The sequence below is a fragment of the Streptomyces puniciscabiei genome, from assembly GCF_006715785.1.
In the GTDB taxonomy this organism is placed as follows: Bacteria; Actinomycetota; Actinomycetes; order Streptomycetales; family Streptomycetaceae; genus Streptomyces; species Streptomyces puniciscabiei.
In genome coordinates, this window is record NZ_VFNX01000001.1 from 4559862 (window position 1) to 4583830 (window position 23969).

Annotated in this window: 21 protein-coding genes and 3 pseudogenes; 10 read left to right on the plus strand and 14 right to left on the minus strand. The window is 72.2% G+C overall.

Going from position 1 to position 23969, the window contains the following annotated elements; all coding sequences use genetic code 11:
- Positions 1-7 precede the first annotated feature (7 nt).
- From FB563_RS21140 to FB563_RS21155, 4 genes are read right to left on the minus strand one after another with little or no spacing between them, the layout of a single operon-like run.
- Positions 8-901, minus strand: a complete 894-nt coding sequence (locus tag FB563_RS21140; protein WP_055710406.1) for a carbohydrate ABC transporter permease — start codon at positions 899-901, stop codon at positions 8-10.
- Positions 902-903: 2 nt separating this feature from the next.
- Positions 904-1845, minus strand: a complete 942-nt coding sequence (locus tag FB563_RS21145; protein ID WP_055710407.1) for a carbohydrate ABC transporter permease — start codon at positions 1843-1845, stop codon at positions 904-906.
- A 2-nt stretch (positions 1846-1847) separates the two neighbouring features.
- Complete coding sequence (locus tag FB563_RS21150; protein WP_234358086.1) at positions 1848-3191, minus strand: ABC transporter substrate-binding protein; 1344 nt, start codon at positions 3189-3191, stop codon at positions 1848-1850.
- A gap of 39 nt (positions 3192-3230) precedes the next feature.
- Positions 3231-4442, minus strand: a complete 1212-nt coding sequence (locus tag FB563_RS21155) for an ROK family transcriptional regulator (protein WP_142218838.1) — start codon at positions 4440-4442, stop codon at positions 3231-3233.
- Between the two features lie 451 nt (positions 4443-4893).
- On the opposite strand from FB563_RS21155, the gene FB563_RS44945 reads away from it, so the two are divergent.
- Complete coding sequence (locus tag FB563_RS44945; protein WP_280116571.1) at positions 4894-5028, plus strand: hypothetical protein; 135 nt, start codon at positions 4894-4896, stop codon at positions 5026-5028.
- On the opposite strand, the gene FB563_RS21160 is transcribed toward FB563_RS44945, so the two are convergent.
- Positions 5018-5641, minus strand: coding sequence for a Uma2 family endonuclease (locus tag FB563_RS21160; RefSeq protein ID WP_142218839.1), 624 nt, complete (start codon positions 5639-5641; stop codon positions 5018-5020). The genes FB563_RS44945 and FB563_RS21160 overlap by 11 nt on opposite strands.
- A gap of 136 nt (positions 5642-5777) precedes the next feature.
- Positions 5778-6896 carry a mechanosensitive ion channel family protein gene (locus tag FB563_RS21165; RefSeq protein WP_055709904.1) on the minus strand — a complete coding sequence of 373 codons (1119 nt, stop codon included), beginning with the start codon at positions 6894-6896 and terminating at the stop codon, positions 5778-5780.
- Between the two features lie 324 nt (positions 6897-7220).
- On the opposite strand from FB563_RS21165, the gene FB563_RS21170 reads away from it, so the two are divergent.
- Positions 7221-7757: an HNH endonuclease gene (locus FB563_RS21170; RefSeq protein ID WP_055709903.1), complete on the plus strand. Its 537-nt coding sequence runs from the start codon at positions 7221-7223 to the stop codon at positions 7755-7757.
- Positions 7758-7899: 142 nt separating this feature from the next.
- Here FB563_RS21170 and FB563_RS21175 read toward each other — a convergent pair.
- Positions 7900-8818: pseudogene (locus FB563_RS21175) on the minus strand (hypothetical protein).
- Between the two features lie 32 nt (positions 8819-8850).
- Positions 8851-9012, minus strand: a pseudogene (locus tag FB563_RS21180) (ABC transporter ATP-binding protein); the annotation flags it as partial.
- Between the two features lie 125 nt (positions 9013-9137).
- Between FB563_RS21180 and FB563_RS21185 the strand changes: the two are divergent.
- The 3 genes from FB563_RS21185 to FB563_RS21195 are packed head-to-tail and all read left to right on the plus strand — an operon-like array spanning position 9138 to position 11817.
- Complete coding sequence (locus tag FB563_RS21185; RefSeq protein WP_055709901.1) at positions 9138-9401, plus strand: hypothetical protein; 264 nt, start codon at positions 9138-9140, stop codon at positions 9399-9401.
- The gene (gene malQ / locus FB563_RS21190) at positions 9402-11483 is read left to right on the plus strand and encodes a 4-alpha-glucanotransferase (protein ID WP_142218840.1); all 2082 of its coding nucleotides are present in this window, start codon (positions 9402-9404) and stop codon (positions 11481-11483) included.
- 58 nt (positions 11484-11541) lie between these two features.
- The gene (locus tag FB563_RS21195; RefSeq protein WP_055703506.1) at positions 11542-11817 is read left to right on the plus strand and encodes a hypothetical protein; all 276 of its coding nucleotides are present in this window, start codon (positions 11542-11544) and stop codon (positions 11815-11817) included.
- A 124-nt stretch (positions 11818-11941) separates the two neighbouring features.
- Here the strand turns inward: FB563_RS21195 and FB563_RS21200 are convergent, their stop codons facing one another.
- Complete coding sequence (locus tag FB563_RS21200; RefSeq protein ID WP_055703505.1) at positions 11942-12520, minus strand: TetR/AcrR family transcriptional regulator; 579 nt, start codon at positions 12518-12520, stop codon at positions 11942-11944.
- Positions 12521-12664: 144 nt separating this feature from the next.
- Between FB563_RS21200 and FB563_RS21205 the strand changes: the two genes are divergently transcribed.
- A complete protein-coding gene (locus FB563_RS21205) occupies positions 12665-14227 on the plus strand; it encodes an FAD-dependent monooxygenase (protein ID WP_055703504.1) in 1563 nt (520 codons plus the stop codon).
- On the opposite strand, the pseudogene FB563_RS21210 reads toward FB563_RS21205, so the two are convergent.
- Positions 14208-14521: pseudogene (locus FB563_RS21210) on the minus strand (MarR family winged helix-turn-helix transcriptional regulator); the annotation flags it as partial. The gene FB563_RS21205 and the pseudogene FB563_RS21210 overlap by 20 nt on opposite strands.
- A 133-nt stretch (positions 14522-14654) precedes the next feature.
- Between FB563_RS21210 and FB563_RS21215 the strand changes: the two are divergent.
- On the plus strand, positions 14655-15575 hold the full coding sequence (locus FB563_RS21215) for a DMT family transporter (protein WP_411573160.1): 921 nt from the start codon (positions 14655-14657) through the stop codon (positions 15573-15575).
- Between the two features lie 17 nt (positions 15576-15592).
- On the plus strand, positions 15593-16495 hold the full coding sequence (locus FB563_RS21220) for a LysR family transcriptional regulator (RefSeq protein ID WP_142218841.1): 903 nt from the start codon (positions 15593-15595) through the stop codon (positions 16493-16495).
- 87 nt (positions 16496-16582) lie between these two features.
- On the opposite strand, the gene FB563_RS21225 is transcribed toward FB563_RS21220, so the two are convergent.
- Positions 16583-17056, minus strand: coding sequence for a DUF1203 domain-containing protein (locus FB563_RS21225; RefSeq protein ID WP_055705545.1), 474 nt, complete (start codon positions 17054-17056; stop codon positions 16583-16585).
- Between the two features lie 113 nt (positions 17057-17169).
- Here FB563_RS21225 and pepN point away from each other — a divergent pair, with 113 nt between their 5' ends.
- On the plus strand, positions 17170-19740 hold the full coding sequence (gene pepN, locus FB563_RS21230; protein WP_055705546.1) for an aminopeptidase N: 2571 nt from the start codon (positions 17170-17172) through the stop codon (positions 19738-19740).
- Between the two features lie 49 nt (positions 19741-19789).
- On the opposite strand, the gene FB563_RS21235 is transcribed toward pepN, so the two are convergent.
- From FB563_RS21235 to FB563_RS21245, 3 genes are all read right to left on the minus strand, one after another.
- A complete protein-coding gene (locus tag FB563_RS21235) occupies positions 19790-20551 on the minus strand; it encodes an SDR family NAD(P)-dependent oxidoreductase (RefSeq protein ID WP_055705547.1) in 762 nt (253 codons plus the stop codon).
- A 69-nt stretch (positions 20552-20620) separates the two neighbouring features.
- The gene (locus tag FB563_RS21240; protein WP_055705548.1) at positions 20621-21961 is read right to left on the minus strand and encodes an RNA polymerase subunit sigma-70; all 1341 of its coding nucleotides are present in this window, start codon (positions 21959-21961) and stop codon (positions 20621-20623) included.
- Between the two features lie 99 nt (positions 21962-22060).
- On the minus strand, positions 22061-23080 hold the full coding sequence (locus FB563_RS21245) for an aspartate-semialdehyde dehydrogenase (RefSeq protein WP_055705549.1): 1020 nt from the start codon (positions 23078-23080) through the stop codon (positions 22061-22063).
- Positions 23081-23410: 330 nt separating this feature from the next.
- Between FB563_RS21245 and FB563_RS21250 the strand changes: the two genes are divergently transcribed.
- Positions 23411-23968: a sigma-70 family RNA polymerase sigma factor gene (locus FB563_RS21250; protein ID WP_055705550.1), complete on the plus strand. Its 558-nt coding sequence runs from the start codon at positions 23411-23413 to the stop codon at positions 23966-23968.
- Position 23969: the final 1 nt, after the last annotated feature.

Below are 23969 nucleotides of genomic sequence, written 5' to 3' on the forward strand. Positions count from 1 at the left end.
AGTCGGATCAACCCTTTACTCCGGTGAGGGTGACGCCCTCCACGAACGCCTTCTGGGCGAAGAAGAACACGAGGATCACGGGGGCCATGACCAGCACGGTCGCGGCCATGGTGAGGTTCCAGTCGGTGTGGTGGGCGCCCTTGAAGGACTCCAGGCCGTAGGACAGGGTCCAGGCGCCGGGGTTCTCGGACGCGTAGATCTGCGGGCCGAAGTAGTCGTTCCAGGCGTAGAAGAACTGGAAGAGGGCGACGGCCGCGATGCCGGGCCTGGCCATGGGCAGGACGACCTTCAGCAGGGTTCTGAGGTCGCCGCAGCCGTCCACCTTCGCGGCGTCCAGGTACTCGTTCGGGATCGTCATCAGGAACTGCCGCAGCAGGAAGATGGAGAACGCGTCACCGAACGCCATCGGGATGATCAGCGGCCACAGCGTGCCGGACAGGTCCAGCTGCTTCGCCCAGAACAGGTACATCGGGATGATGACCACCTGCGGGGGCAGCATCATCATCGAGATCACCAGCATGAGCGACAGGTTGCGGCCCCGGAAGCGGAACTTGGCGAGCGCGTACGCCACCGGAATGGAGGACACCACGGTCAGGACGGTGCCGAGGCCCGCGTAGACCAGCGTGTTCTTCCACCAGGTCAGAAAGCCGGGGGTGTCGAGCACGCTCTTGTAGTTGCCCCACTCCCAGGTGTGCGGGATCAGATCACGGCTGAGTGCCTGGGTGTCGCTCATCAGCGAGGTCAGGAACACGAACACGAACGGGAGGGTGAAGAACAGCGCGGCGGCGACGCCGAGGGAGTGGACCGCGATCCATTCGAGGAGCGCCCGGCGCCGGGCGGTACGCTCGGCGGCCGCGGCGGGCGCCCGCACCTCCACGGGCTTGTCCAGTACTTGGGTCATGGTCAGTCACCTGCCTGGATGAGACCGCCCCGGCGCCGCATCAGGAACCCGGTGAACACCATCGACAGGGCGAACAGCACCAGCGCCACCACACCGGCCGAGCCGTAGTCGAAGCGCTGGAAGCCGAGGTTGTAGACGAGCTGGGGGAGGGTGAGCGTGGACTTGTCCGGGTAGCCGGGCTCGAACTGGGTGCCCGCGCCCTGGATCACCCCGGAGGCGACCTTCCCGGCGATCAGCGGCTGGGTGTAGTACTGCATGGTCTGGATCACGCCGGTGACGACCGCGAACATCACGATCGGGGAGATGTTCGGCAGGGTGACGTACCGGAACCGCTGCCAGGCCGAGGCGCCGTCCAGCTCGGCCGCCTCGTACTGCTCGGTCGGCACGTCCAGCAGCGCGGCCATGAAGATGACCATGAGGTCGCCGATGCCCCACAGCGCCAGCAGGGTGAGGGCCGGTTTGGACCAGGTGGGGTCGTTGAACCAGCCCGGTGCCGGAATGCCCACCTTTTCGAGCATCGAGTTGACCGGGCCCGTGCCGGGGTTCAGCAGGAAGGCGAAGGCCATGGTCGCGGCGACCGGCGGGGCCAGGTACGGCAGATAGAAGAGGGTGCGGAAGACCCCCGTACCCGTCTTGATCTTGGTGATGAGCAGGCCGATGCCGAGCCCGAAGGCGACCCGCAACGACACCATCACCAGGACCAGCCACAGCGTGTTGCGCAGGGCCGGCCAGAAAAGCGGGTAGTGCTCGAAGACGTAGGTCCAGTTCTTCCCGCCGCTCCACGTGGGCGGCCGGAAGCCGTCGTAGTGCATGAAGGAGAAATAGACCGTCGAGATCAGCGGATACGCGAAGAAGACCGCGAAACCGATCAGCCAGGGTGACATGAAGGCGGCGGTCCTCAGGGCCGCCCGCCGGCGCTTGGACGCCAGAGTGAGCGCGCTCATGGCTACTTCGCCTGCGCGATGTCCGTGTCGATCTGCGCCGCCGTCTGCTTCAGGCCGGCCTTCAGATCGGTGACCTTGCCGCTTTCGTAGTCGTAACCGAACTGCTGGATCGTCACCAGGTACTGGCCCCCGTTGATGGAGGCCGGCGACGTGGCGGAGTTCGGATTGGCGGCGATGTCGAGGAACGTCTTGAAGCGCGGGTCGTACGTCAGCTTCGGGGACTTCAGCGCGGCCAGCGTGGAGGGGACGTTGTGGATGTCGTTGGCGAAGCCGACCACCGCGTCCGTGTTCGTGGTGATGTACTTGACGAATTCCCAGGCCGCGTTCTGCTTGTGGCTGGTGGCGGCGATGCCCGCGATGGTGCCGGTGATGTAGCCCTTGCCGTACTGTGCGGCCTGGTCGTCGGGCACGGGCAGCGGGGCGACGCCGATCTCGAACTTCGGCTTGGCCTGCTCGGCCATCCCGAGCCGCCACTCGCCGTCGAGCTGCATGGCGACCTGACCGGTGTGGAAGGGGTGCTTGGGGCCCCATTCGTCACCGAGTGTCGCGCGGAACCGCTCCAGCTTCGGGAATCCGCCGAGTTCGTCCACGAGCCGCTTCTGGAGTTCGAAGCCCTTCTGGAACGCCGGGTCCTTGGCGAGGTCGGACTTGCCGTCCTTGCCGAAATAGGTCGGCGAGAACTGCGCGAAGTAGTGCTCGGTGGTGGACTCCCAGCCGTGGTAGTCCGGCATGAAGCCCAGCTGTTTGTACGAGTCCCCGTCCGTGATGGTCAGCTTCTTGGCGTCGGCCTCGAACTCGGACCAGGTCTTCGGCGGACGGGCGATACCGGCCTTCGCGAACGCCGTCTTGTTGTAGTAGAGCCCGTACGCGTCACCGAGCAGCGGCACCGTGCAGCGGTTGCCGTCGAACTGGGTGTACTCGTTCATCGGCTTCGGGAAGGTCTTCTCGGGGTCGATCCCGGACTTCTTGAAGAAGGGGTTGAGGTCGACCAGCGCACCCGAGGAACAGAACTTGCCCACATTGTTGGTCGTGAACGAGGAGATCACGTCCGGCGCCTTGTCGCCCCCCGACCGCAGCGCCTGGTTGATCTTGTCGTCGGTCATGTTGCCGACGATGTTCACGTGGATGTTGGGGTGCGCCTTCTCGAAACCGGCGACCAGCGACTTGACGGCCTTGACCTCGTTCGGCGCGCTCCAGGCGTGCCAGAAGTTGATCGTCGTGTCCTTCGAGGCGTCGTCCGTGGCACCGGAGTCGGACTGCCCGGTACAGGCGGTGGTGAGGAGGGCCAGCGAGACGGTCAGGGCAAAAGCCGCTTTTCGGGCAGCTGAGGGTATGACTTCGGGCATGGCGAGGTCTCCCAGCGGGACGGGGTGGGTGAGAGGGGGCTAGCGCGAGGTGTCGAAGACTTCGTCGCGGGTGGTCACGAGCGCGGACTCCAACGCGCCGCGCAGGACGGGGTGTTCGTGGACGTCGCCGACGACCAGCCGGGGGCGGGCCGCGGCCAGCTCCTCCAGCTCGGCCTGGACGAGGGCGCGCAGGCCCTCGCCGCCGGCCGTCAGCGCAGAGCCGCTGAGGACGACGAGTTCGGGGTCGAGGACGGAGACGAGTGAGGCGAGACCGGTGGCGAGCCGGGTCGCGTAGGTCCGCAGCAGCTCCCGGTAGGGGCCGGAGGCGTGATCGGCGCCCCGGGCCACGAGTTCGGCGGCGACCTCGGTGTACGGCCCCGACGGCACATCCGGGATGCCGAGCTCCCGGGCCAGCTTCGGTACGGCCTGGGAGCCGGCCAGCTCCTGGTAGCCGCCGCTGTTGGCCTTGGTCACCTGCCGCACCAGGGGCGTGCCCGGCACGGGCAGGAATCCGACCTCGCCGGCGCCGCCGGTCCAGCCGCGGTGCAGCCGGCCGCCGAGGACCAGGGCGGCGCCGAGGCCTTCCTGGTTCCACAGCAGCACGAAGTCCGCGTGACCCTTGGCCGCCCCGAGCCGCTGTTCGGCGAGGGCGACGAGATTGACGTCGTTCTCGTACTCCACCGGCATCGGCAGGGCGGCGGCGAGCTCGTCGAGCAGGGTGGGGGAGTGCCAGCCGGGCAGGTGGGAGGCGTAGCGCAGCCGGCCGGTGTTGGGGTCGAAGGCGCCCGGGGTGCCGATGACCAGCCGGTGCACATCGGACCGCGCGAGTCCGGCGGCCTTGACGGCACCGTCGAGCGCGTCGGTGACCTGCTGGACGACGGGCTGGGCGGGCCGGCGCCCGGGGGTGGGCAGCTCGTGCTCACCCACTGTGCGGCCGGTGACGTCGGCGACGGCGGCGCGGATGCGCTCCGGGGTGACATCGAGCCCGGCCGCGTACGCGGCGGCGGGGTTGACGGCGTACAGCTGGGCGTTGGGGCCCGGGCGGCCCTCGCTGGTGCCGGTGACCCGGACCAGTCCGGCGGCCTCCAGGCGGGCCAGCAGCTGGGAGGCGGTGGGCTTGGACAGGCCGGTGAGCTTCCCGATCCGGGTGCGCGACAGCGGCCCGTGCTCCAGCAGGAGGTCCAGCGCGGCACGGTCGTTCATGGCGCGCAGCACGCGCGGGGTGCCCGGCGTACCGGCGGTTCCTGCCATGGTCGACACCTGCCTTTCCAGCCGCCCAGCTTCGCAGTGACCTGGCGGGAGGTCCAGTCTTGATCACCGGCCGCCCTGGAGATCACTGTTAGGAAACTTTCCTATTGGGGTGGGAGGAACGTAAGCCCAGGACGAAGGGGGCGTCAATAGACAAGGGCGCGGGGGCTGCAGAGTCGTTATCTCGCGGGGCTGTACAGCCCGTCCATGGCTGGTGATCTTTGGCCTTCGCCGTCTACCCGTACGGCGCCCCGCACCGCCGCGCTCGCGGCACCGGCATCCCGGTCACGGCTCAGGCGCCGGCCACCACGCAGGAGCACACGTTTCGGCCGACCGGGCGGCGCGCCCGAGGGCCGGCCTGCCCATCTCCGAACGGGCCTGGGACGTGCTGAGCGGCGAGGAACTCCACTTCCGCCGACGCCCGTTCCGCGGCCGGCGGTCCGTCAGTGGCTCCGTGACCTTCGACTCCGCGTCGGGAGAGGCCTGGCTGGAGATCTACGCCGACGAGAATCTGATGACCGGCTTGGGGCTGCGCAGGGCGAGCGGGTTCGTCGCGCTGTGTCAGATAGCGCGGCTGGTCAGGCCGTGACGAACGGGGTGGTGTCGAGGGTGGGGTACGGCGGTGGGAGGGGGAGGGGGTCGCCGAGGCTGACCTCGGTGTCGGTGGCGTAGTACGCCTCAGTGGGGTCGCTGCCGGGGAGGATGGGATCGGTGTAGCAGTGAGCCGTCTTGGAGTGGCGGTCGATGAGGACGTAGACGGGGACGCCGGTGGCTGCGTAGGTGCGCAGTTTGGGGCCTGTGTCGGTTTCGTGGTTGGTGGAGGTGACTTCACCGACCAGGGCGAGCATGTCGATGGGGTACCAACCCCGGTGAGTTGTCCGATAGGACTCGTCGAGTTCGGTTGGCTCGCGGCGGCAGACATAGAAGTCCGGCACCACCAAGGCCATGGTTCGCCCGTCCGTGTGAGTGACGCGGAAGCCGTTATTTACGCCGGCCAAATCAAGCCCGGCGAGGTGGAACTGGACGATGAGCTTCACGGCGCCAGCGTTGTGCCGGTGCTCCGGCTGAGGCGGCAAGATGCCCGTCCCCTCGATGAACTCCGCTCGAATCGGCACCGGTCCCGTCGCCTTTTCGAACACTTCCAACAGGTCAATGGGGTCCACCTGCGTCACCACCGGCTTCATGATCGGTTCGGCGCTCATCGCTGGTTCTCCTTGTCGCACTGATGCCAGGCTAAGCCCGCGTCGGGTGCCCCGGCAGAACGATGGGGCACCCGTGCGCACCGCGCGCCGGAATGCCCCACCTGTTCACTCGAACGAGTGTGCTGAAACTGTTCCCCTACTTCCCGGGCGGCGCCGGCCGCTGCGCGGCGATCGGTGCCGTCGCCGCCGCCTGCGGCGAGTCCGCGTTGGCGAAGGCCGACGGGGCCGCCACAGCCGCCGTCGGGTCGGGGGTGTCCTCCGCGTCCTCGACCGAGGTCGCGCCGCCCACGATGCGGATGCTCGCCTGGTCGAACGCGCGCTTGATCCGCCAGCGCAGCTCCCGCTCGACGGTCAGGGCCTTGCCCGGCATGGTCCTGGCGGAGACGCGGACCACCATGGAGTCGAGCAGGACCGAGTCCAGGCCGAGGACCTCGACCGGGCTCCACAGCAGTTCGTTCCAGGGCTCTTCCTTGCTCATGTGCTCGGCGACGTCGTCCAGCGTGGCCTTGACCCGCTCCAGGTCCTCGCTCGCCTTCACGGTCACGTCGACCCCGGCCGTCGCCCAGCCCTGGGAGAGGTTGCCGATCCGCTTGACCTCGCCGTTGCGGACGTACCAGATCTCGCCGTCGGAACCGCGCAGCTTGGTCACGCGCAGCCCGACCTCGATCACCTCGCCGGTGGCCACACCCGCGTCGATCACGTCACCGACGCCGTACTGGTCCTCCAGGATCATGAACACGCCGGAGAGGAAGTCGGTGACCAGGTTGCGGGCGCCGAAACCGATCGCCACACCGGCCACACCGGCGGACGCCAGCAGCGGCGCCAGGTTGATCTTGAACGTGGACAGCACCATCAGCGCGGCCGTACCGAGGATCAGGAAGCTCGCCACCGAGCGCAGCACCGAGCCGATCGCCTGCGAGCGCTGCCGGCGCCGTTCGGCGTTGACCAGCAGCCCGCCCAGCGCCGTGCCGTTCACGGCTTCCGCGGTGCGGCCCATCCGGTCTATCAGCTTGGTGATCGCCCGCCGCACCACCGCGCGCAGCGCGACCGCTATCACCACGATCAGCAGGATCTGCAGACCCATCGCGAGCCAGGTCGACCAGTTCTGCTCGACCCAGCTCGCCGCGTTCGTCGCGCTCTCCTGGGCGTCCTGGAGCGACGGCACGGCCGGTGCCGTCGCGCCGGACGGAGAGGGAGAGGGGGACGGGGTCGGCGACGCACCGGCGGCCAGAAGGACGGCGGGCAAGGACGACACGGCAGGTACCTCCAGGTGCTGCGCGGTCCGTGCCGGTGGGCGGTCAAGGTCTTCAAGGTCACGAAAAGGTCACCGGACGGACAGGGCCACCACACTAACGGGGCATTGTGTGGGCATCGCGCGGATCCGCCAAGGAGGGCTGCAGGAGAGACGGGGCTCACCCTGGCTTGAACTCGTCATGATCCGGGGGATGAATCAGATGTGGTCGAAAACACTCCCAGCCCGTTACCGGGACATGGTGGCGCTTCCACCAGGCATCAAGGGAGACTGACTGCAGATCGTCCCGGCGCGAGCCACGCGCCGCCGACGCCCAAGGAGGCACCCGTGCCGCATGTCCTGGTCCTCAACGCGTCGTACGAGCCGCTCGGCGTCGTACCGCTCCGCCGCGCGCTCGTCCTCGTCCTGGAGAACAAGGCCGTCTCCCTCGAGGAATCCGGCGCCTATATGCACAGCGCAACCGTCACAGTCCCCGCACCCAGCGTGGTCCGGCTCAAGCGATTCGTCCGGGTTCCCTATCGGGGGCCCGTTCCTCTCACCCGGCGTGCACTGTTCGCGCGCGACGGGGGCCGGTGCATGTACTGCGGTGGCGTCGCAACCAGCGTCGACCACGTCATCCCGCGCAGCCGCGGGGGCAAGCACGTCTGGGACAACGTGGTGGCCTCCTGCCGCCGCTGCAACCACGTGAAGGCCGACCGTCACCTCGTCGAGCTGGGGTGGCGACTGCGGCACAAACCGGCGCCGCCGTCCGGGCTGGCCTGGCGCATCATCGGCACCGGGCATAGGGATCCGCGCTGGCTGCCCTACTTGCAGCCGTACGGCGCGGACGATGCCCTGGCCCGGATCGACGGCATTTCTGCCTGACGGCGATCCGGGCCTTCGCGTACCCGGCGGGACCCACGTACCGCCGGGACCCGGCCTACGCGGTACCGCCGGGACCCGGCCCACGCGCGGTGAGGGCGCGCACCGGCTCCGGGAGTCCCCTGCGCCCCCGGAGCCTTCGGGCTCACGCGTACCGCAGCTCCGCCGGGCGGGCCGCGCGGCGCAGCAGGGGCAGTGAGGTGGCCGCCGCCAGCAGGCAGCAGGCGTAGACGACCACCGGCACCAGCAGCGCCGCGTACGGCACGGCCTGGATGAGCACGCCCCGGGCCAGCGAGGCGTACCAGACGCCGATCGCCATGCCGCCCGCGCCCGCCAGCGCGACCGCGGGGGCCGGCGACAGCGCCGTCTCCAGCAGCAGCGCCCGGCCGAGCACCGCCCGGGGCATCCCGGAGGCGACCTGTGCGGCCAGGCCCCGGCGGCGGTCGGCCACCGACTCGGCGGTGCCGACGGCGAGACCGGAGAGGGTGATCGCGAGGGCGACGAGGATGGCGACGGCCGTCAGATCGATGCCCGTCGTATAGAAGGCCATGTCCATGCCCAGCTCGTGGTCGCGGTTCATCTCGTGCAGGCCGGCCAGGAGCGTCTGCCGGACACCGACGAATCCCGTGGGACGACCGTGGCCAGCAGCACCGCCGCGTGGCTGCGGGCCGCCGCCCACGGACCGAGCCCAGCAGACAGGCCGTCCCCGTCTCCAGCGCGGCGATCCGGCGCACCTGCGCCGGGCCGGCACCCGCCGGCCGCAGCCCGGCCAGTCGCCGGTCGCGGTGCACGGCGCCGATCCGCGCGCACTGCCCGCGGAACCCCAGCACCGGCACCAGCAGGAGCAGCAGGCCGAGGACCACCCCCGAGCGTTCGCCGGGCCGGTCCAACAGGCCGTGCCCGAAGGACACCCGGTACTGCCCGTGCAGCGAGGCCACTGCGACGGCCGCGAGCGCGAACCCGGTGGCGAGCGCGGCCCCCGCCGCCGTCAGCCCGAGCCGCCACCACTCCCGCCGGTCCGAACCGCGGACCAACTGCCAGGCCAGCCGGATGTCGACCGCCATACCGGACCGGGTCCCGGAACGTGCCTCCCGCGTCATGCCGTCACCTCCGCCGGCACCACGGCGCCGTCGCTCAGCCGTAGCTCGCGGTCCGCGTACGCCGCCACCTGGGCGTCGTGCGTGATCAGCAGCACCGCCGCGCCCGCGTCGCGGCCCATGTGGACCAGGGCCGTCATCACCTGTTCGGTGATCAAAGATCACGTTCGACGGGGTGGCCGAGGCGGCTTCGAGCGGGTCTCTGGAGTGCGGCGGCCGTCACGGGGTAGGCCTGCCGTAATCCGTTCAAAGCGACAGCATCCGACCCACCGAAGAGGAGACCCTCGTGGCCGCACCGGTTCGGCTCTCGATCCCCGCCCAGTGGAAACCCGGGGCGGACTTGTCCGCCCCGACCGACGACGCCTCGCTGTGCGTGTTCAGCGCGGAGAGCGCCTGCACCCAGGCCCCGCTCACCAGCGAGCCCCCACTGCCCGACGCCGAACCCCTGACCAGCGAGCCGCCGCTCGCCGACGCCACCCCGCTGACCAGCGAGTCCGACGCCTTCGGCACCGGGTCGTACGAGGCCGACACCTTCGGCGCGGGGTCGTAGATGACCGCGGCGCTCCAGGACGCGGACCTGTCCAGGCTCGCCGAGCTGCACGGCGTCGCCACCTCCTACAGCCCCGCCGCCGGCCGTGACGTCCCGGTGCCCGCCTCCGCCGTGGCCGCCGCCCTGGCCGCCCTCGGCGTCGACGCGGCCGGCCCCGCCGCCGTACGCACCGCACTCGCCGCACGGGAACGCGAGCTGGGCGAGCGTCTGCTGCCGCCGACGCTCGTGCACTGGGCCGGTGACCCGCAGGGCCCCGCCGCCCTCGCCGCGCTGCCGCCCGGCACTCGCCTGCGCGTCGAGACCGAGGCGGGCCAGGAGCGGGACACCGTCGCGGACCTGCCGCTCGGTGTGCACCGGGTGACCGCCCTCGCACCCGACGGCCGCACCGGCCACGCCCACCTCGTCGTCGCCCCCGACCGGCTGCCCGCCCCGCCCGGCCGCTCCCACGGCCTCCTCGTCCAGCTGTACTCCCTGCTCTCCCGCCGCTCCTGGGGCATGGGCGACCTCGGCGACCTCACCGAGCTGGCCGGCTGGGCCGGGCGCACCGCCGGCGCCGGATTCGTCCAGGTCAACCCGCTGCACGCGGCCGTACCAGGCGCCCCCGCCGACCCCTCCCCGTACCGCCCGTCCTCCCGCCGCTTCCCGGACCCGGTGCACCTGCGCGTCGAGGACATCCCCGAGTACGCCTACGTCACCGACCGCGAGCGGCTGAGCGCCCTGCTGGAGCGGGCCGAACGGCTGCGCGCCGCCGTCCTCGACAAAGGCGCCCTCATCGACCGGGACGCGGTGTGGGAACTCAAGCGCGCGGCACTGGACCTGGTCCTGGCCGTCCCCCTCGGCCCCGGCCGCCGGGCCGCCTACGACGACTTCCGCGCCGCCCAGGGCCAGGCCCTCGACGACCACGCCGCCTGGTGCGCCCTCGCCGAGGTCCACGGCTCCGACTGGCGGCGGTGGCCGTCGGCCCTGCGCGACCCCCGTTCGGCCGCCACCGCCCGCGCCCGCGCCGACCTGGCCGACCGGGTCGACTTCCACGCCCGCCTCGCCTGGCTCACCGACGGCCAGCTGCGCGCCGCCCAGCGCGCCGCCCGCGAGGCCGGCATGCCCGTCGGGATCGTGCACGACCTCGCCGTCGGCGTGCACCCGGACGGTGCCGACGCCTGGGCCCAGCAGGACGTCTTCGCCGCCGGCATGTCGATCGGCGCCCCGCCCGACGCCTTCAACGCCCGCGGCCAGGACTGGGGCCTGCCGCCCTGGCGCCCCGACCGCCTCGCCGCCACCGGGTACGCCCCCTACCGCGAGCTCCTGCGCGCCCTCTTCCGCTACGCCGGCGCCCTGCGCATCGACCACGTCATGGGCCTGTTCCGCCTGTGGTGGGTCCCCCAGGGCAGCCCGCCCACCGGCGGCACCTACGTCCGCTACGACGCCGACGCCATGCTCGCGATCCTCGCCCTGGAGGCCACCCGCGCCGGGTCCGTCGTCATCGGCGAGGACCTCGGCACCGTCGAGCCCGGCGTGCGCGAGACGCTGCAGCGGCGCGGGGTGCTCGGCACCTCGGTGCTGTGGTTCGAACGCGACTGGGAGGGCGACGGCCGGCCGCTGCCGCCCGAGCGCTGGCGCGCCGACTGCCTGGCCACCGCCACCACCCACGACCTGCCGCCCACCGCCGCCCGGCTCACCGGCGACCACATCGACCTGCGCGACCGCCTGGGCCTGCTCACCCGCCCGGCGGCCGAGGAACGCGCCGAGGCCGTCGCCGACACGGCCGAGTGGCTGGCCCTGCTGGGCAGCCTCGGCCTGCTCGACCGCACCGCCGCCGGGCCGCCCGGCTCCGACGAGGAGGAGGAGATCCGCGCCGTCCACCGCTTCCTGCTGCGCACCCCGGCCCGGCTGATCGGCGTCTGGCTCCCGGACGGCGTCGGCGACCGCCGCCCGCAGAATCTCCCCGGGACCTGGGACCAGTACCCGAACTGGCGGCTGCCGATCGCGGACCGCGAGGGCCGGCCGCTGCCGCTGGAGGAACTGACGGCCTCCCCTCGGCTGAGGGCGCTGCTCCATGTCTTCCGGCAGGCCGGCGGCGTGTGAACCCCCCGTACGGGACCCCGGGCGCGCGTGCGTCCGGGGGGTTCGCTAACTTGAGATCGTGGACAAGAAGAACGCCCTGCGCGCCGGCGCCCTGGCCGCCGGTACGACGCTGATGATGCTGCTCATGTCGTCCCCCGCGCTCGCGCTGACCCGCGACGACGGCGACGACCCCGGCCCGGGCCTGAGCGTCATCCAGACGCTGGGCCTCTACGTGTTGATCCCGCTCGCGCTGTTCGTGGTCATCGCCGGTCTGGTGATGGCGCTGGACAAGTCCAAGATCAGGACCATCAAGCCCTCGTCCAACGTGAAGCCCGGGGCCGACGCCAAGGCCTGACCGGACACCGGTTCCTCTCGCCGGGGGCGCCTGTCCTCCCGCGGTACGCGCACGACGCCGTACCCGGGTGAGGTCGGCGCCCTCGGCGTTTTGTCTTTCCGCACCGCGCGGGGTGCGGTGCGGCTCAGGGATTCGGCGCGGTCAGGTACCGCTGTACGGTCGGCCCGAGCCAGGCCAGCAGCTCCTCGCGGGTCAGCTCCCGCGTCGCCGGAAACGTCAGCACATAGCGGGTGAGGGCCAGCCCGAGCAGCTGCGCGGCACACAGCGCCGCCCGTGCCGGGACCTGCTCGGGGTCGGGGCACACCTGCCGGGCCACCGGCAGCAGCTGGTCCCGGAAGATGCCCTGCATCCGCTCCGCGCCGGCCGGGTTGGTGGCGGCGACCCGGAGCACGGCCGTCAGCTCCTCGTTCTCCTCCCACAGGCCGAGGAAGTGGCCCACCAGCGTCCGTCCCACCTCGTCCTGCGGCACCCCCGTCAGATCGGGCAGCCGCAGATCCAGCGCGACGGCCGCGGCGAAGAGGCTCTCCTTGCTGCCGTAGTAGCGCATCACCATGGACGGGTCGATGCTCGCGTCCCTGGCGATCGCCCGGATGGTGGCCCGCTCGTAGCCGTCGGCGGCGAACCGCTCGCGGGCGGCGTGAAGGATGGCGGTGCGGGTGGCGTCGGAGCGGCGCGCCTGGTTGGTCTTCGTGCTGCCGGTCATGCCAACGAGCGTAGGCCAACATGCGTAGGCCAACAAGTGTTGACTGCCTTCGCGCCCCGGTTCTAGGCTTGCCAACAAGCGTTGACCAACAGCCGTTGGCAAAACGCTTTTAGACCAACAAGCGTTGGCACCCAGGAGGCCACCATGACCGGCACCACTGGCAACAACGGCACCAACACCCACGACGTCACCGGCACTACCGGCACCGGCAGCCCCGCCACCGTCATCGTCGTCGGCTCCGGTCCCACCGGCCTGCTCCTCGCCGGCGACCTCGCCATCGCCGGCGTCCCGGTCACCGTCCTCGAAAAGCGCCCCCACAGGATCAGCAACCTCTCCCGCGCCTTCGTCCTGCACGCCCGCACCCTGGAACAGCTCGACGCCCGCGCCCTCGCCGACGACCTCGAAAAGGCCGGCCGGCCCCTCGACCGCCTGGCCCTCTTCGGCCGGCTCACCGTCGATCTCGCCACCCTCCCCTCCCGCTTCAACCACCTCCTCGTCCTTCCGCAGTACGAGGTGGAGAAGGTCCTGGAGCGCCGGGCCGTCGAGGCGGGCGTCGACTTCCGGTACGAGACCGAGCTGACCGGGCTCACGCAGGACGCCGACGGGGTGACCGTGGAGGTGCGCGGTCCCGAGGGGCGTACGGAGCGGCTGCGGGCGGCGTACGTCGTCGGCGCCGACGGCATGCGCAGCGCCGTACGGGACGCGATCGGGCTGCCCTTCCCGGGCAAGTCGGTGATCCGGTCCGTGGTCCTCGCCGACGTCAGGCTCGCCGAGCCGCCGCCGGACCTGCTCACCGTCAACGCCGTCGGCGACGCCTTCGCCTTCCTCGCGCCGTTCGGCGACGGCTACTACCGGGTGATCGGCTGGCACCGCGGCCGCAACGTCCCCGACACCGAACCGCTGGACCTGGCGGAGATCCAGGAGATCACCCGGCTCGCCCTGGGCCGGGACTTCGGGATGCACGACGCCCGCTGGATGTCCCGCTTCCACAGCGACGAACGGCAGGCGCCCGCCTACCGGGTCGGGCGGGTCTTCCTGGCCGGCGACGCCGCCCACGTGCACACCCCGGCCGGCGGCCAGGGCATGAACACCGGCCTGCAGGACGCGGCCAACCTGGGCTGGAAGCTCGCGGCGGTCGTCACCGGTCACGCCGAGCCCGCGCTGCTCGACAGCTACCAGGCCGAACGGCACCCCGTGGGCAAGGCGGTGCTGCGCAGCAGCGGCGGGATCGTCCGCCTCGCCATGGCCAAGCGCCCCTGGACCCTCGCGGCCCGCGCGGCGCTCACCGCGTTCCTGAACGCCGTCGGCCCCGCCCGCCGCAAGGTCGCCGGCCAGGTCACCGGCGTCGGCTACCGCTACCCCGCGCCGCGCGGCGCCCACCGCCTCACCGGCACCCGGGTGCCGGACGTCGCCCTGGCCGGCGGCGGCCGCCTCTACGAGGCCCTGCGCGGCGGCCGGTTCGTGCTGATCACCCCGGAGCCGTACGAGGCGGGGCCCGGCCGCGCGGACCGGCTCACCGTGGCCCACTGGGCGAGCGACCGCCGTACGACCGTGCTGGTCCGCCCCGACGGTTACACGGCCTGGGCCGCCGACTCGGCCGACGCGAGGGACATCGGGACGGCGCTCGCCGCGCACGTCGGCGACCAGACCACCGCTGGACCCCGACCCGGTGCGGCACCTCCGGCGCTCCCGCGAGCAATTCCCTGAGCAGGACCGCCAGTTGGCCGACCTGGTCGTCGTCGAGGCGGGACGGGGCCTGCGTCTGGACCGTGAGGCCCGCGCCGACCACCCGGTCGATGACGTCCAGCCCCTTCTCGGTCAGCGTCACCCGAAGGCCCCGGCGGTCGTGCGGATCGGGGGAGCGGCGCAGCAGGCCGGCCCCTCTTCCATGCGGTCGCCCATGGTGCGGGAGAGGCGGTAGGTCCGCCCGAAGACCTCCATCGCCATGGAGTCGAGGTCGGTCGTGGGTGCCCTGCTCACCGCCCACGGCCTCGCGGGCATCGCCGTACTGCCGCTCGCTCGCGGGCAGCCTTCTTTCAGGTTCACTGAAAGGAACCTTCCAAAACTTTCGATGGACCTGACAGGTCGCTCGGTGCGACGGTCGGAACACACTCCACCACCCGGAAGGAAGCCCGTGACCGCCGCCCTGCACCGGACCACCACCCCGGCCGCCGCCCGCCGCCCGCGCGAGGCCGCCGCTCCCCTGCTCGGCCTCGCCTGCGCCGCGCTCGCCACGGTCGTCTGGTCCGGCAGCTTCGTCACCTCACGCGGTCTGCACGACAGCGTCCCGCCCGTCCAGCACGCCTTCTGGCGCTGGGTCGTCGCGCTGCTCGCCGTGGCCCCCTTCGGCGCACGGCAGGCCTGGCGGCAGCGAGCGCTGATCCGCCGCAACGGCCGCTACGTCCTCCTCGCGTCCTTCCTCGGTGTGGCGGTGTACAACACCCTGGTCAACCAAGCCGGACTGACCACGCCCGCCGCCACCATGGGCATGATCATGGCCGCGTCGCCGGTGCTCATGGCGGTCTTCGAACGGCTGGGCGGCGTACGGCTCGGCGCGCGCCGCACCGCCGGGCTGCTCATCGCCTGCGCGGGTGTGACGCTGCTCGTCGGCGGCGGCTCGGGCTTCGCCACCGGAGACCTGTGGATGATCGCGGCCGCCTGCTGCTTCGCCGGCTACAGCGCGCTGCTGCGCCGCCGGCCCGCCGAACTGAGCGGCACCGGCTTCCTCTTCACCACCTTCCTGGCCGGCACCGTCCTGCTGCTGCCCGCGCAGGCGGTGAGCGTGACCGTGCAGGGCTCCTTCCACCCCACCGCCGCCACCGTCCTGCCGCTCCTCTACGTCGGCGTCGCCTCCTCCGCGGTGGCCTTCTTCGCCTGGAACAAGGCCATCGCCCTGATCGGCGCGACCCGGGCGGGCATCGTCTACTACCTCCAGCCGGTCTGCGTGGCCCTGCTGTCCTGGGCCGTACTCGGCGAGACGACCGGCCTGCCGCAACTGCTGTCGATGGCGCTGATCCTGGGCGGTGTGGTGCTGGGCGCGGGATCCCGCGGGTGACGTGTAGCTTTCCGGGCATGGCCGAGTGGGACATCCGGAAGCTGCAGATCCTGCGCACCCTGCGCGAGCGCGGCACCGTGACCGCGACGGCCGAGGCCCTGCACATGACCCCGTCCGCGGTGTCCCAGCAGCTCACCAATCTCGCCCGGCAGCTCGGCGTGCCCCTGCTTCAGGCGCGGGGCCGCCGGGTCCGGCTCACCGACGCGGCGCGGCTGGTGCTGGCCCACACCGAGCCGGTCTTCGAGCAACTGGAGCGTGCGGAGGCGGCGTTGGCGGCGTACGTCCAGGGGGAGGCGGGGGAGGTCCGGGTCGCCGCGTTCCCGACGTCCGTACCCGCCCTGGTCGTACCGGCCGTACGGGCCCTGCGGACCACGCACCCCCAGGTGACGGTCCGGGTCCGGGAGGCGGAGGCCGCCGAGGCCTACGACCTGCTGACCGCCGGCGAGGCCGACCTCGCCCTGTCCCTCGCGGCGTCGGCCCCCAGCGCGGCGGACCCCCGGTTCACCCAGGTCCCCCTGCTGGCCGACCCCTTGGACGTCGCCCTGCCCCCCGGCCATCCCCTGGCCGCGGCCCCCGCCCTGACCCTCACCGACCTGGCCGCCGAACCCTGGATCTTCGGCGGCAGCGGCCCCTGGTCCGACATCACCCGCCGCGCCTGCGAGGCGGCCGGCTTCAGCCCCCACCAGGGCCACTCGGCCTCCGGCTGGACCGCGATCCTCGCCATGGTCGCGGCCGACATGGGAGTGGCCCTCGTCCCGCGCATGGCCGCGGGCCGCCGCGACGGCGTGGTCCTGCGCGACCTCGGCGCGGACGGGCCGGTGCGGCATGTGACGGCGGCGGTGCGCAGGGGCGGGGAGACAGGGCGGGCGGTGGCCCGGGTGCTGGAGGCGCTGGGGGCGGCGGCCGCCGACGGGGCCTAGCCGCGGTTCCCTGCTCGGCCACGGCGGCTGAGGCTCCTCGACGGGCAGCGGCTCAACCCGCCGCACCTCGTACGGACGCGCAGCGGTTCATCCCCGCCGCACCTCGTACAGGAAGCACCCGTACTCCACCGCCCGCACGTGCACCAACGCCACCTCCGGGTCGGAGAAGGCCTCGGCGAGGGCGGACGGGAAGTCGGTGGCCACCAGGCGGCCGCCCAGGATCCGGCCGTCGGCCGAGTACCGGCGGAGCACGCGGTGGGCGTCGGTGAACGGCAGTGCGGCGCCGTCGGACGGGCCCGGGCACTCCTCGGCGTGCACGAAGACCGGGCCCTGCTCGTCGTACGCCCCCGGATCGGCGCCCGTCCCGGCCGCCCAGCGGCGCAGGGGCGCGTACGAGACCAGGGCGATCAGCTCGCCCGGCGCGCTGCGGCGCAGACAGCAGCGCAGCGGCGCGCCGCCCTCCTCGTCGGTGAACGGGCTCACGGGCCGTCCCGCGTCGTCGGCGCTGCGCAGTTCCTTCAGGGTCCCGGCCGGAACGGGACGTGCGCGGTAGGTCGTCATACGGCCCAGCGTGCTGCCCGGCCGCCGCGCTGACCGGCGGGATCCGGACATCGCGTTCCCCATGGCTCCCATGGAAGGATGACGGAACCGACACATATCGAGGAGATGACCGCGTGCCTGGCACAAACCTGACTCGCGAAGAGGCGCAGCAGCGGGCCGAGCTGCTCACCGTTGACTCGTACGAGATCGATCTCGACCTCTCCGGCGCGCAGGAGGGCGGTACCTACCGGTCCGCGACCACGGTGCGTTTCGACGTGGCCCGCGGCGGTGCCGAGTCCTTCATCGACCTGGTGGCACCCACCGTCCACGAGGTCACGCTCAACGGCGACGCGCTCGACCCCGCCGAGGTCTTCAAGGACTCGCGGATCGCCCTGCCGGGCCTGCTGGAGGGCCGTAACGTCCTGCGCGTGGTCGCGGACTGCGCCTACACCAACACCGGCGAGGGCCTGCACCGCTTCGTCGACCCGGTCGACGAGCAGGCCTACCTCTACACCCAGTTCGAGGTCCCGGACGCCCGCCGGGTGTTCGCCTCCTTCGAGCAGCCGGACCTGAAGGCCACCTTCCAGTTCACCGTGCGGGCGCCCGAGGGCTGGACCGTCATCTCGAACTCGCCGACCCCGGAGCCCAAGGACAACGTCTGGGTCTTCGAGCCGACCCCGCGCATCTCGACGTACATCACGGCGCTGATCGTCGGCCCGTACCACTCCGTGCACAGCGTGTACGAGAAGGACGGGCAGTCCGTGCCGCTGGGCATCTACTGCCGCCCGTCCCTCGCCGAGTTCCTGGACTCGGACGCGATCTTCGAGGTGACCCGGCAGGGCTTCGACTGGTTCCAGGAGAAGTTCGACTACGCCTACCCCTTCGCGAAGTACGACCAGCTGTTCGTGCCCGAGTTCAACGCGGGCGCGATGGAGAACGCGGGCGCCGTCACCATCCGCGACCAGTACGTCTTCCGGTCCAAGGTGACCGACGCGGCGTACGAGGTCCGCGCCGAGACCATCCTGCACGAGCTGGCCCACATGTGGTTCGGCGACCTCGTCACCATGGAGTGGTGGAACGACCTGTGGCTGAACGAGTCGTTCGCCACCTACACCTCCATCGCCTGCCAGGCCGCCGCGCCCGGCTCGCGCTGGCCCCACTCGTGGACCACGTTCGCGAACTCGATGAAGACGTGGGCGTACCGGCAGGACCAGCTGCCGTCCACGCACCCGATCATGGCGGACATCCGCGACCTGGACGACGTGCTCGTCAACTTCGACGGCATCACGTACGCCAAGGGCGCGAGCGTGCTCAAGCAGCTCGTCGCGTACGTCGGCCAGGACGAGTTCTTCAAGGGCGTGCAGGCCTACTTCAAGCGGCACGCGTACGGCAACACGCGCCTGTCCGACCTGCTCGGCGCGCTGGAGGAGACCTCCGGCCGCGACCTGAAGACCTGGTCGCGGAAGTGGCTGGAGACGGCGGGCATCAACATCCTCCGCCCGGAGATCGCCACCGACGCCGACGGGGTCATCACCTCCTTCGCCGTCCGCCAGGAGGCCCCGGCCCTGCCCGCCGGCGCCAAGGGCGAGCCGGTGCTGCGCCCGCACCGCATCGCGATCGGCCTGTACGACCTCGGCGCCGACGGCAAGCTGGTGCGCACCGACCGTATCGAGCTGGACGTCGACGGCGAGCTGACGGCCGTACCGCAGCTGGCCGGCCGGCGCCGCCCGGCGGTGGTCCTGCTGAACGACGACGACCTCTCCTACGCCAAGGTCCGCCTGGACGAGGAGTCGCTCGCGGTGGTCACCGAGCACCTCGGCGACTTCACCGAGTCCCTGCCGCGGGCCCTGTGCTGGGCCTCCGCCTGGGACATGACCCGGGACGCCGAACTGGCCACCCGCGACTACCTCGCCCTGGTCCTGTCCGGCATCGCCAAGGAGTCCGACATCGGCGTGGTGCAGTCGCTGCACCGCCAGGTCAAGCTGGCCATCGACCTGTACGCCGACCCGGCCGCCCGCGAGTCCCTGCTCACCCGCTGGACCGACGCCACGCTGGCCCACCTGCGTGCGGCGGAGCCGGGCAGCGACCACCAGCTGGCCTGGGCCCGCGCCTTCGCGGCGACGGCCCGCACCCCGGAGCAGCTGGACCTGCTGGAGGCGCTGCTGGAGGGCACCCAGACCGTCGAGGGCCTGGCCGTGGACACCGAGCTGCGCTGGGCGTTCGTGGAGCGGCTGGCGGCGGTCGGCCGCTACGACGAGGCGGAGATCGCGGCCGAGTACGAGCGGGACAGGACGGCGGCCGGTGAGCGGCACGCGGCGACGGCCCGGGCCGCCCGCCCGACGACGGAGGCCAAGGCGGAGGCCTGGGCCTCGGTGGTCGAGTCCGACAAGCTGCCGAACGCCGTGCAGGAGGCCGTGATCAGCGGCTTCGTCCAGACCGACCAGCGCGAGCTGCTGGCGCCGTACGCGGACCGGTACTTCGAGGTCGTCAAGGACATCTGGGACTCCCGCTCGCACGAGATCGCCCAGCAGATCGCCATCGGCCTGTACCCGGCCGTCCAGGTCTCCGAGGAGACCCTGGCCAAGACGGACACCTGGCTGTCCTCGGCCGAGCCGAACGCGGCCCTGCGCCGCCTCGTCTCGGAGTCCCGCTCGGGCATCGAGCGCGCACTGCGGGCCCAGGCGGCGGACGCCGCGGCGCAGTAGTACGGCCGCGAGGGCGCCCGGCATCCGCGCCGGGCGCCCTCTGCCGCGCTCAGCCCGGGAACATCCCCCCGGTCACGTTCACGAACGTGCCGGTGATGCCCGCCGCGTGGTCGGAGGCGAGGAAGACGGCCGTGGCGGTGATCTCGGCCAGGGTGGGGTTGCGGCGGGTCATGCGCAGGCTCGCCAGGTGGTCGAGGATGCCGGCGACGTTCACGTTCGGGTCGACGGCGCGGAGCTTGTCCCCGGTGAGCGTCTCCGGGACACCGGCCGCCCACAGGCCCACCGCGCGCACCCCGCGCGGGCCCAGTTCCATGGCGAGGTTGCGCACCAGGGCGTCGGCGGCCGCGTCGGCCGGGCCGGTGCCGCCCATCATCGGACTGCCGTGCGCGGAGCCGCTGTTGAGGGTGAGGATCACCCCCGAGCCGCGCTCGGCCATGCGGCGGGCGGCGGCGCGGGCGGTGAGGAAGGCGGCGCGGGTGCCGTCGAGGACGGGGCGCAGGAAGTCGTCGGCCGGCATCTCCGTCAGCGGGGCGCCCTGGACGTCCCCGCGGCTGACGAGGTTGAAGGAGATGTCGATCGTGCCGACCCGGCCCGCGTGCTCCTCCACGGCCGCCTCGTCCAGCGCGTCCACGACCGCCGTCTCGGCGTGCCCGCCGGCCGCCGTGATCTCCTTCGCCACCGCCTCCAGCGTGTGGCGGGTACGGCCCACGAGGTGCACCCGGGCGCCCTCGCGGGCGAAGGCGCGGGCCACCGCACCGCCGATCGAGCCGCCGGCGCCGTAGATGATCGCGGTCTTGTCGGTGAGCAGCATGGTGAACTCCCTCTCGGTGTGTCGTCACGTTCACCGGTACTGACGTACGGCGCCCCGCGCGCTCATCGCTCACAGCCGCAGCGGCAGCCCGAACGCCGGGAACAGGTGCGGTTCGAAGGAGGTGATCTCCGTGATGCGGTCCTCGGAGTCGAAGCGGAGCACGTCCAGGACCTGGGCGCGGTAGACGTTCGTACCGGGGCGGCGGACGTAACCCCCGGCCGCGAGCTGCCCGTTGGCGCGGGCGGGCAGGTGGCGCCAGTGGCCCAGGAACAGGGGGGACGCGGGGTCGAGGCTGGGGCGGAGGAAGGCGAGCAGCGCCGCGCGGCCCGTGAACCAGAACGGGTTCGGTGGCATCGTCAGCGTGACGTCCTCGGCCAGCAGCCCGGCCATCGCGTCGAAGTCCAGCCGCTCGGCGGCCGTCATGTACCGCTGGAGCGCGGCCCGCTGGGCGTCCGTGGGCGGGGTGGCCGTCCAGTCCGTACGGCTTGCGGGCAGATGCTCGCGCAGGGCCGGACGGGCGCGTTGCAGCGCGCTGTTGACCGAGGCCACGGAGGTTTCGAGGGCCCGCGCGGTCTCGGCGGCGGTGAGCCCGAGCAGATCGCGCAGCACGAGCGCGGCGCGCTGCCGGGCCGGCAGGTGCTGGAGCGCGGCCAGCAGGACCAGCTCCACGGTCTCGCGCGCCTCCGCGGCGCTGTCCGGCAGTTCGTCGTCCGGGCAGGGCTGCAGCCAGGTGATCCGGGCGGGCGGCTCGCCGGGGCCGTGGTCCATGCCGGGCAGCGGCTCGTAGTGCTGCGGGCGGCGGGCCGTACGGCGCTGGAAGTCCAGGCAGGCGTTGGTCGCGATGCGGTACAGCCAGGTACGGGCGCCCGCCCGCCTCTGATAGCCGTCCCGGGCCCGCCAGGCCCGCAGGAACGTCTCCTGGACCAGGTCCTCGGCGTCGTCGTAGGAGCCGGTCATGCGATAGCAGTGGGCGCGGATCTCCCGGCGGTGCGCCTCGGTGAGGACGGCGAAGGCGGTCTCGTCGAATTCCGTCACGGGGGAGTCGGTGACGGAAACCGCGCTGCCGGGCCCGGGGATTTCCGTCACGGGGGTCTCCGTGACGCTTCGGTCCGCCGTCTCCACGCTTCGGTCCGCCGTCTCCTGCGCGAGCCGTGCGATACGGCGCAGCCGGGCCACGGAGGCCGACAGTTCGGTCACGCCCGCGTACAGCGCGGACGCCGGCCTCGGCACCAGCGCACCCGCCTGCCGGCCGACCGATTCGATCAGCTCCTCCAGGCCCCCGCCACCGTCCTGCCGCTCCCGGTAGGCCTTCTGCCGGCAGGCCGCCGAGCAGTACACCGAGCTACGGCCCCGCCGGCCGGCCCGCGCCGCGAGAGGGCCGCCACAGCTCGCACACGTCTCCACGGCCACCTCCCGCCCGGAAATCCGGTCAGCGATCCTCGCACGAGAGCGGAAGACACGACAGGGGCGGCCACGTGACCGTGGCCGCCCCTGTGGTGCTGCTGCGGGTTACTTCGCGGACAGCTCCGCCGCCACCAGCTCCGCGATCTGGACGGCGTTCAGCGCGGCGCCCTTGCGGAGGTTGTCGTTGGAGATGAACAGCGCCAGGCCGTTGTCCACCGTCTCGTCGCGGCGGATGCGGCCGACGTACGACGGGTCCTGGCCGGCGGCCTGCAGCGGGGTCGGAATGTCGGAGAGGGCGACGCCCGGGGCCTTGGCGAGCAGCTCGGTGGCGCGCTCCGGGGAGACCGGGCGGGCGAAGCGGGCGTTGACCTGGAGGGAGTGGCCGGAGAAGACGGGCACGCGCACGCAGGTGCCGGAGACCTTCAGCTCGGGGATCTCCAGGATCTTGCGGGACTCGTTGCGCAGCTTCTGCTCCTCGTCGGTCTCGTTCAGACCGTCGTCGACGATCGAGCCCGCCAGCGGGAGCACGTTGAAGGCGATCGGGCGCTTGTAGACGTTCGGCTCGGGGAAGTCGACCGCCGCGCCGTCATGGGTCAGCTTGTCGGCCTCGGCGGCGACCTTCTGCACCTGGCCGTGCAGCTCGGCCACGCCCGCGAGGCCCGAGCCGGACACCGCCTGGTAGGTGGCGACGACCAGCGCCTCGAGGCCCGCCTCCTCGTGCAGCGGCTTGAGGACCGGCATCGCGGCCATCGTGGTGCAGTTCGGGTTGGCGATGATGCCCTTGGGGCGGTCGGCGGCCGCGTGCGGGTTCACCTCGGAGACCACCAGGGGGACCTCCGGGTCCCGGCGCCAGGCCGAGGAGTTGTCGATCACCACGGCGCCCTGCGCGGCGACCTTCGGCGCCAGTGCCTTGGACGTTGCGCCGCCCGCCGAGAACAGCACGATGTCCAGGCCGGAGTAGTCGGCGGTCGCCGCGTCCTCCACCGTCACCCCGTCCAGCACGGTGCCGGCCGAGCGCGCCGAGGCGAACAGGCGCAGCTGGGTCACCGGGAAGTTCCGCTCCGTGAGGATCCTGCGCATGACCGTGCCGACCTGACCGGTGGCTCCGACGATTCCGACCCTCACAGTGACTCCCTCTTTGTGTCTCGTGCATGACCGGGGCTTTTCCATCATGCGGCCGACCCCGGTCCACCTGTCCAATTCTTTGCGCGGCGTGCCCGAGGAGTGGGACACGATCACCCGGCGGACGGTTCCGTACCTCCGTCGAACACCCTGCTGAGCTGCAGAAATTCCCTCCGCCGGGCGCCCGGGCCGCAAGCTGTGCTGTCCCGTCCCTGCCCGTGCGGTCACCGGCCACACGGCGATGTGACGTACGCCTCTGCGGACCGTACGAAGTCGGCCCGAACGTTTCCGCCCGCCGGCGCGTCGTAGAGGAAACGCGTGAGGGGGTGGCTTGTGCTGCGCGGAGGGGCGCGCCGCGACCGGGGGGCGTACGCCGCCGGTACGGACACGGGGGACCGTACCGGCGACGATCCGCTGGACGCGGCCCAGGAACGCCGGGTGCGGGCGGTGCTCGCGCTCGGCGGCGTGCCGCAGTCGGACCTGCCGGACGGGGTGCAGCAGGTACGGCTGCGGCTGCTGGAGCGGACCGCGAGCGGCCGTCAGGCGCCGCGGGACGTCTCGGCGTGGGCGGCGGTGGTCGCCTCCAACCTGGCCATGGACTGGCACCGGGCCAAGCGGCGCCAGGAGAGGCTGGGGGAGCGGCTGGCCGCACTGCGCGAGCCCGCGCACCCCTCCGGCGAGGAGACCAGCCTGCTCTCCGTCGCCGTCGCCCAGGGCCTGGACGAGCTGCCCGCCGCCCAGCGGCAGGTGCTCGTCCTGCGCTTCTTCGCCGACCTGCCCGTCCGGGCCATCGCCGAGGAACTGGGCATCCCCGAGGGCACGGTCAAGAGCAGGCTGCACTCGGCGGTCCGCGCCCTGCGCGACCGCCTGCACGAGGACGAGGTGGTGTGAC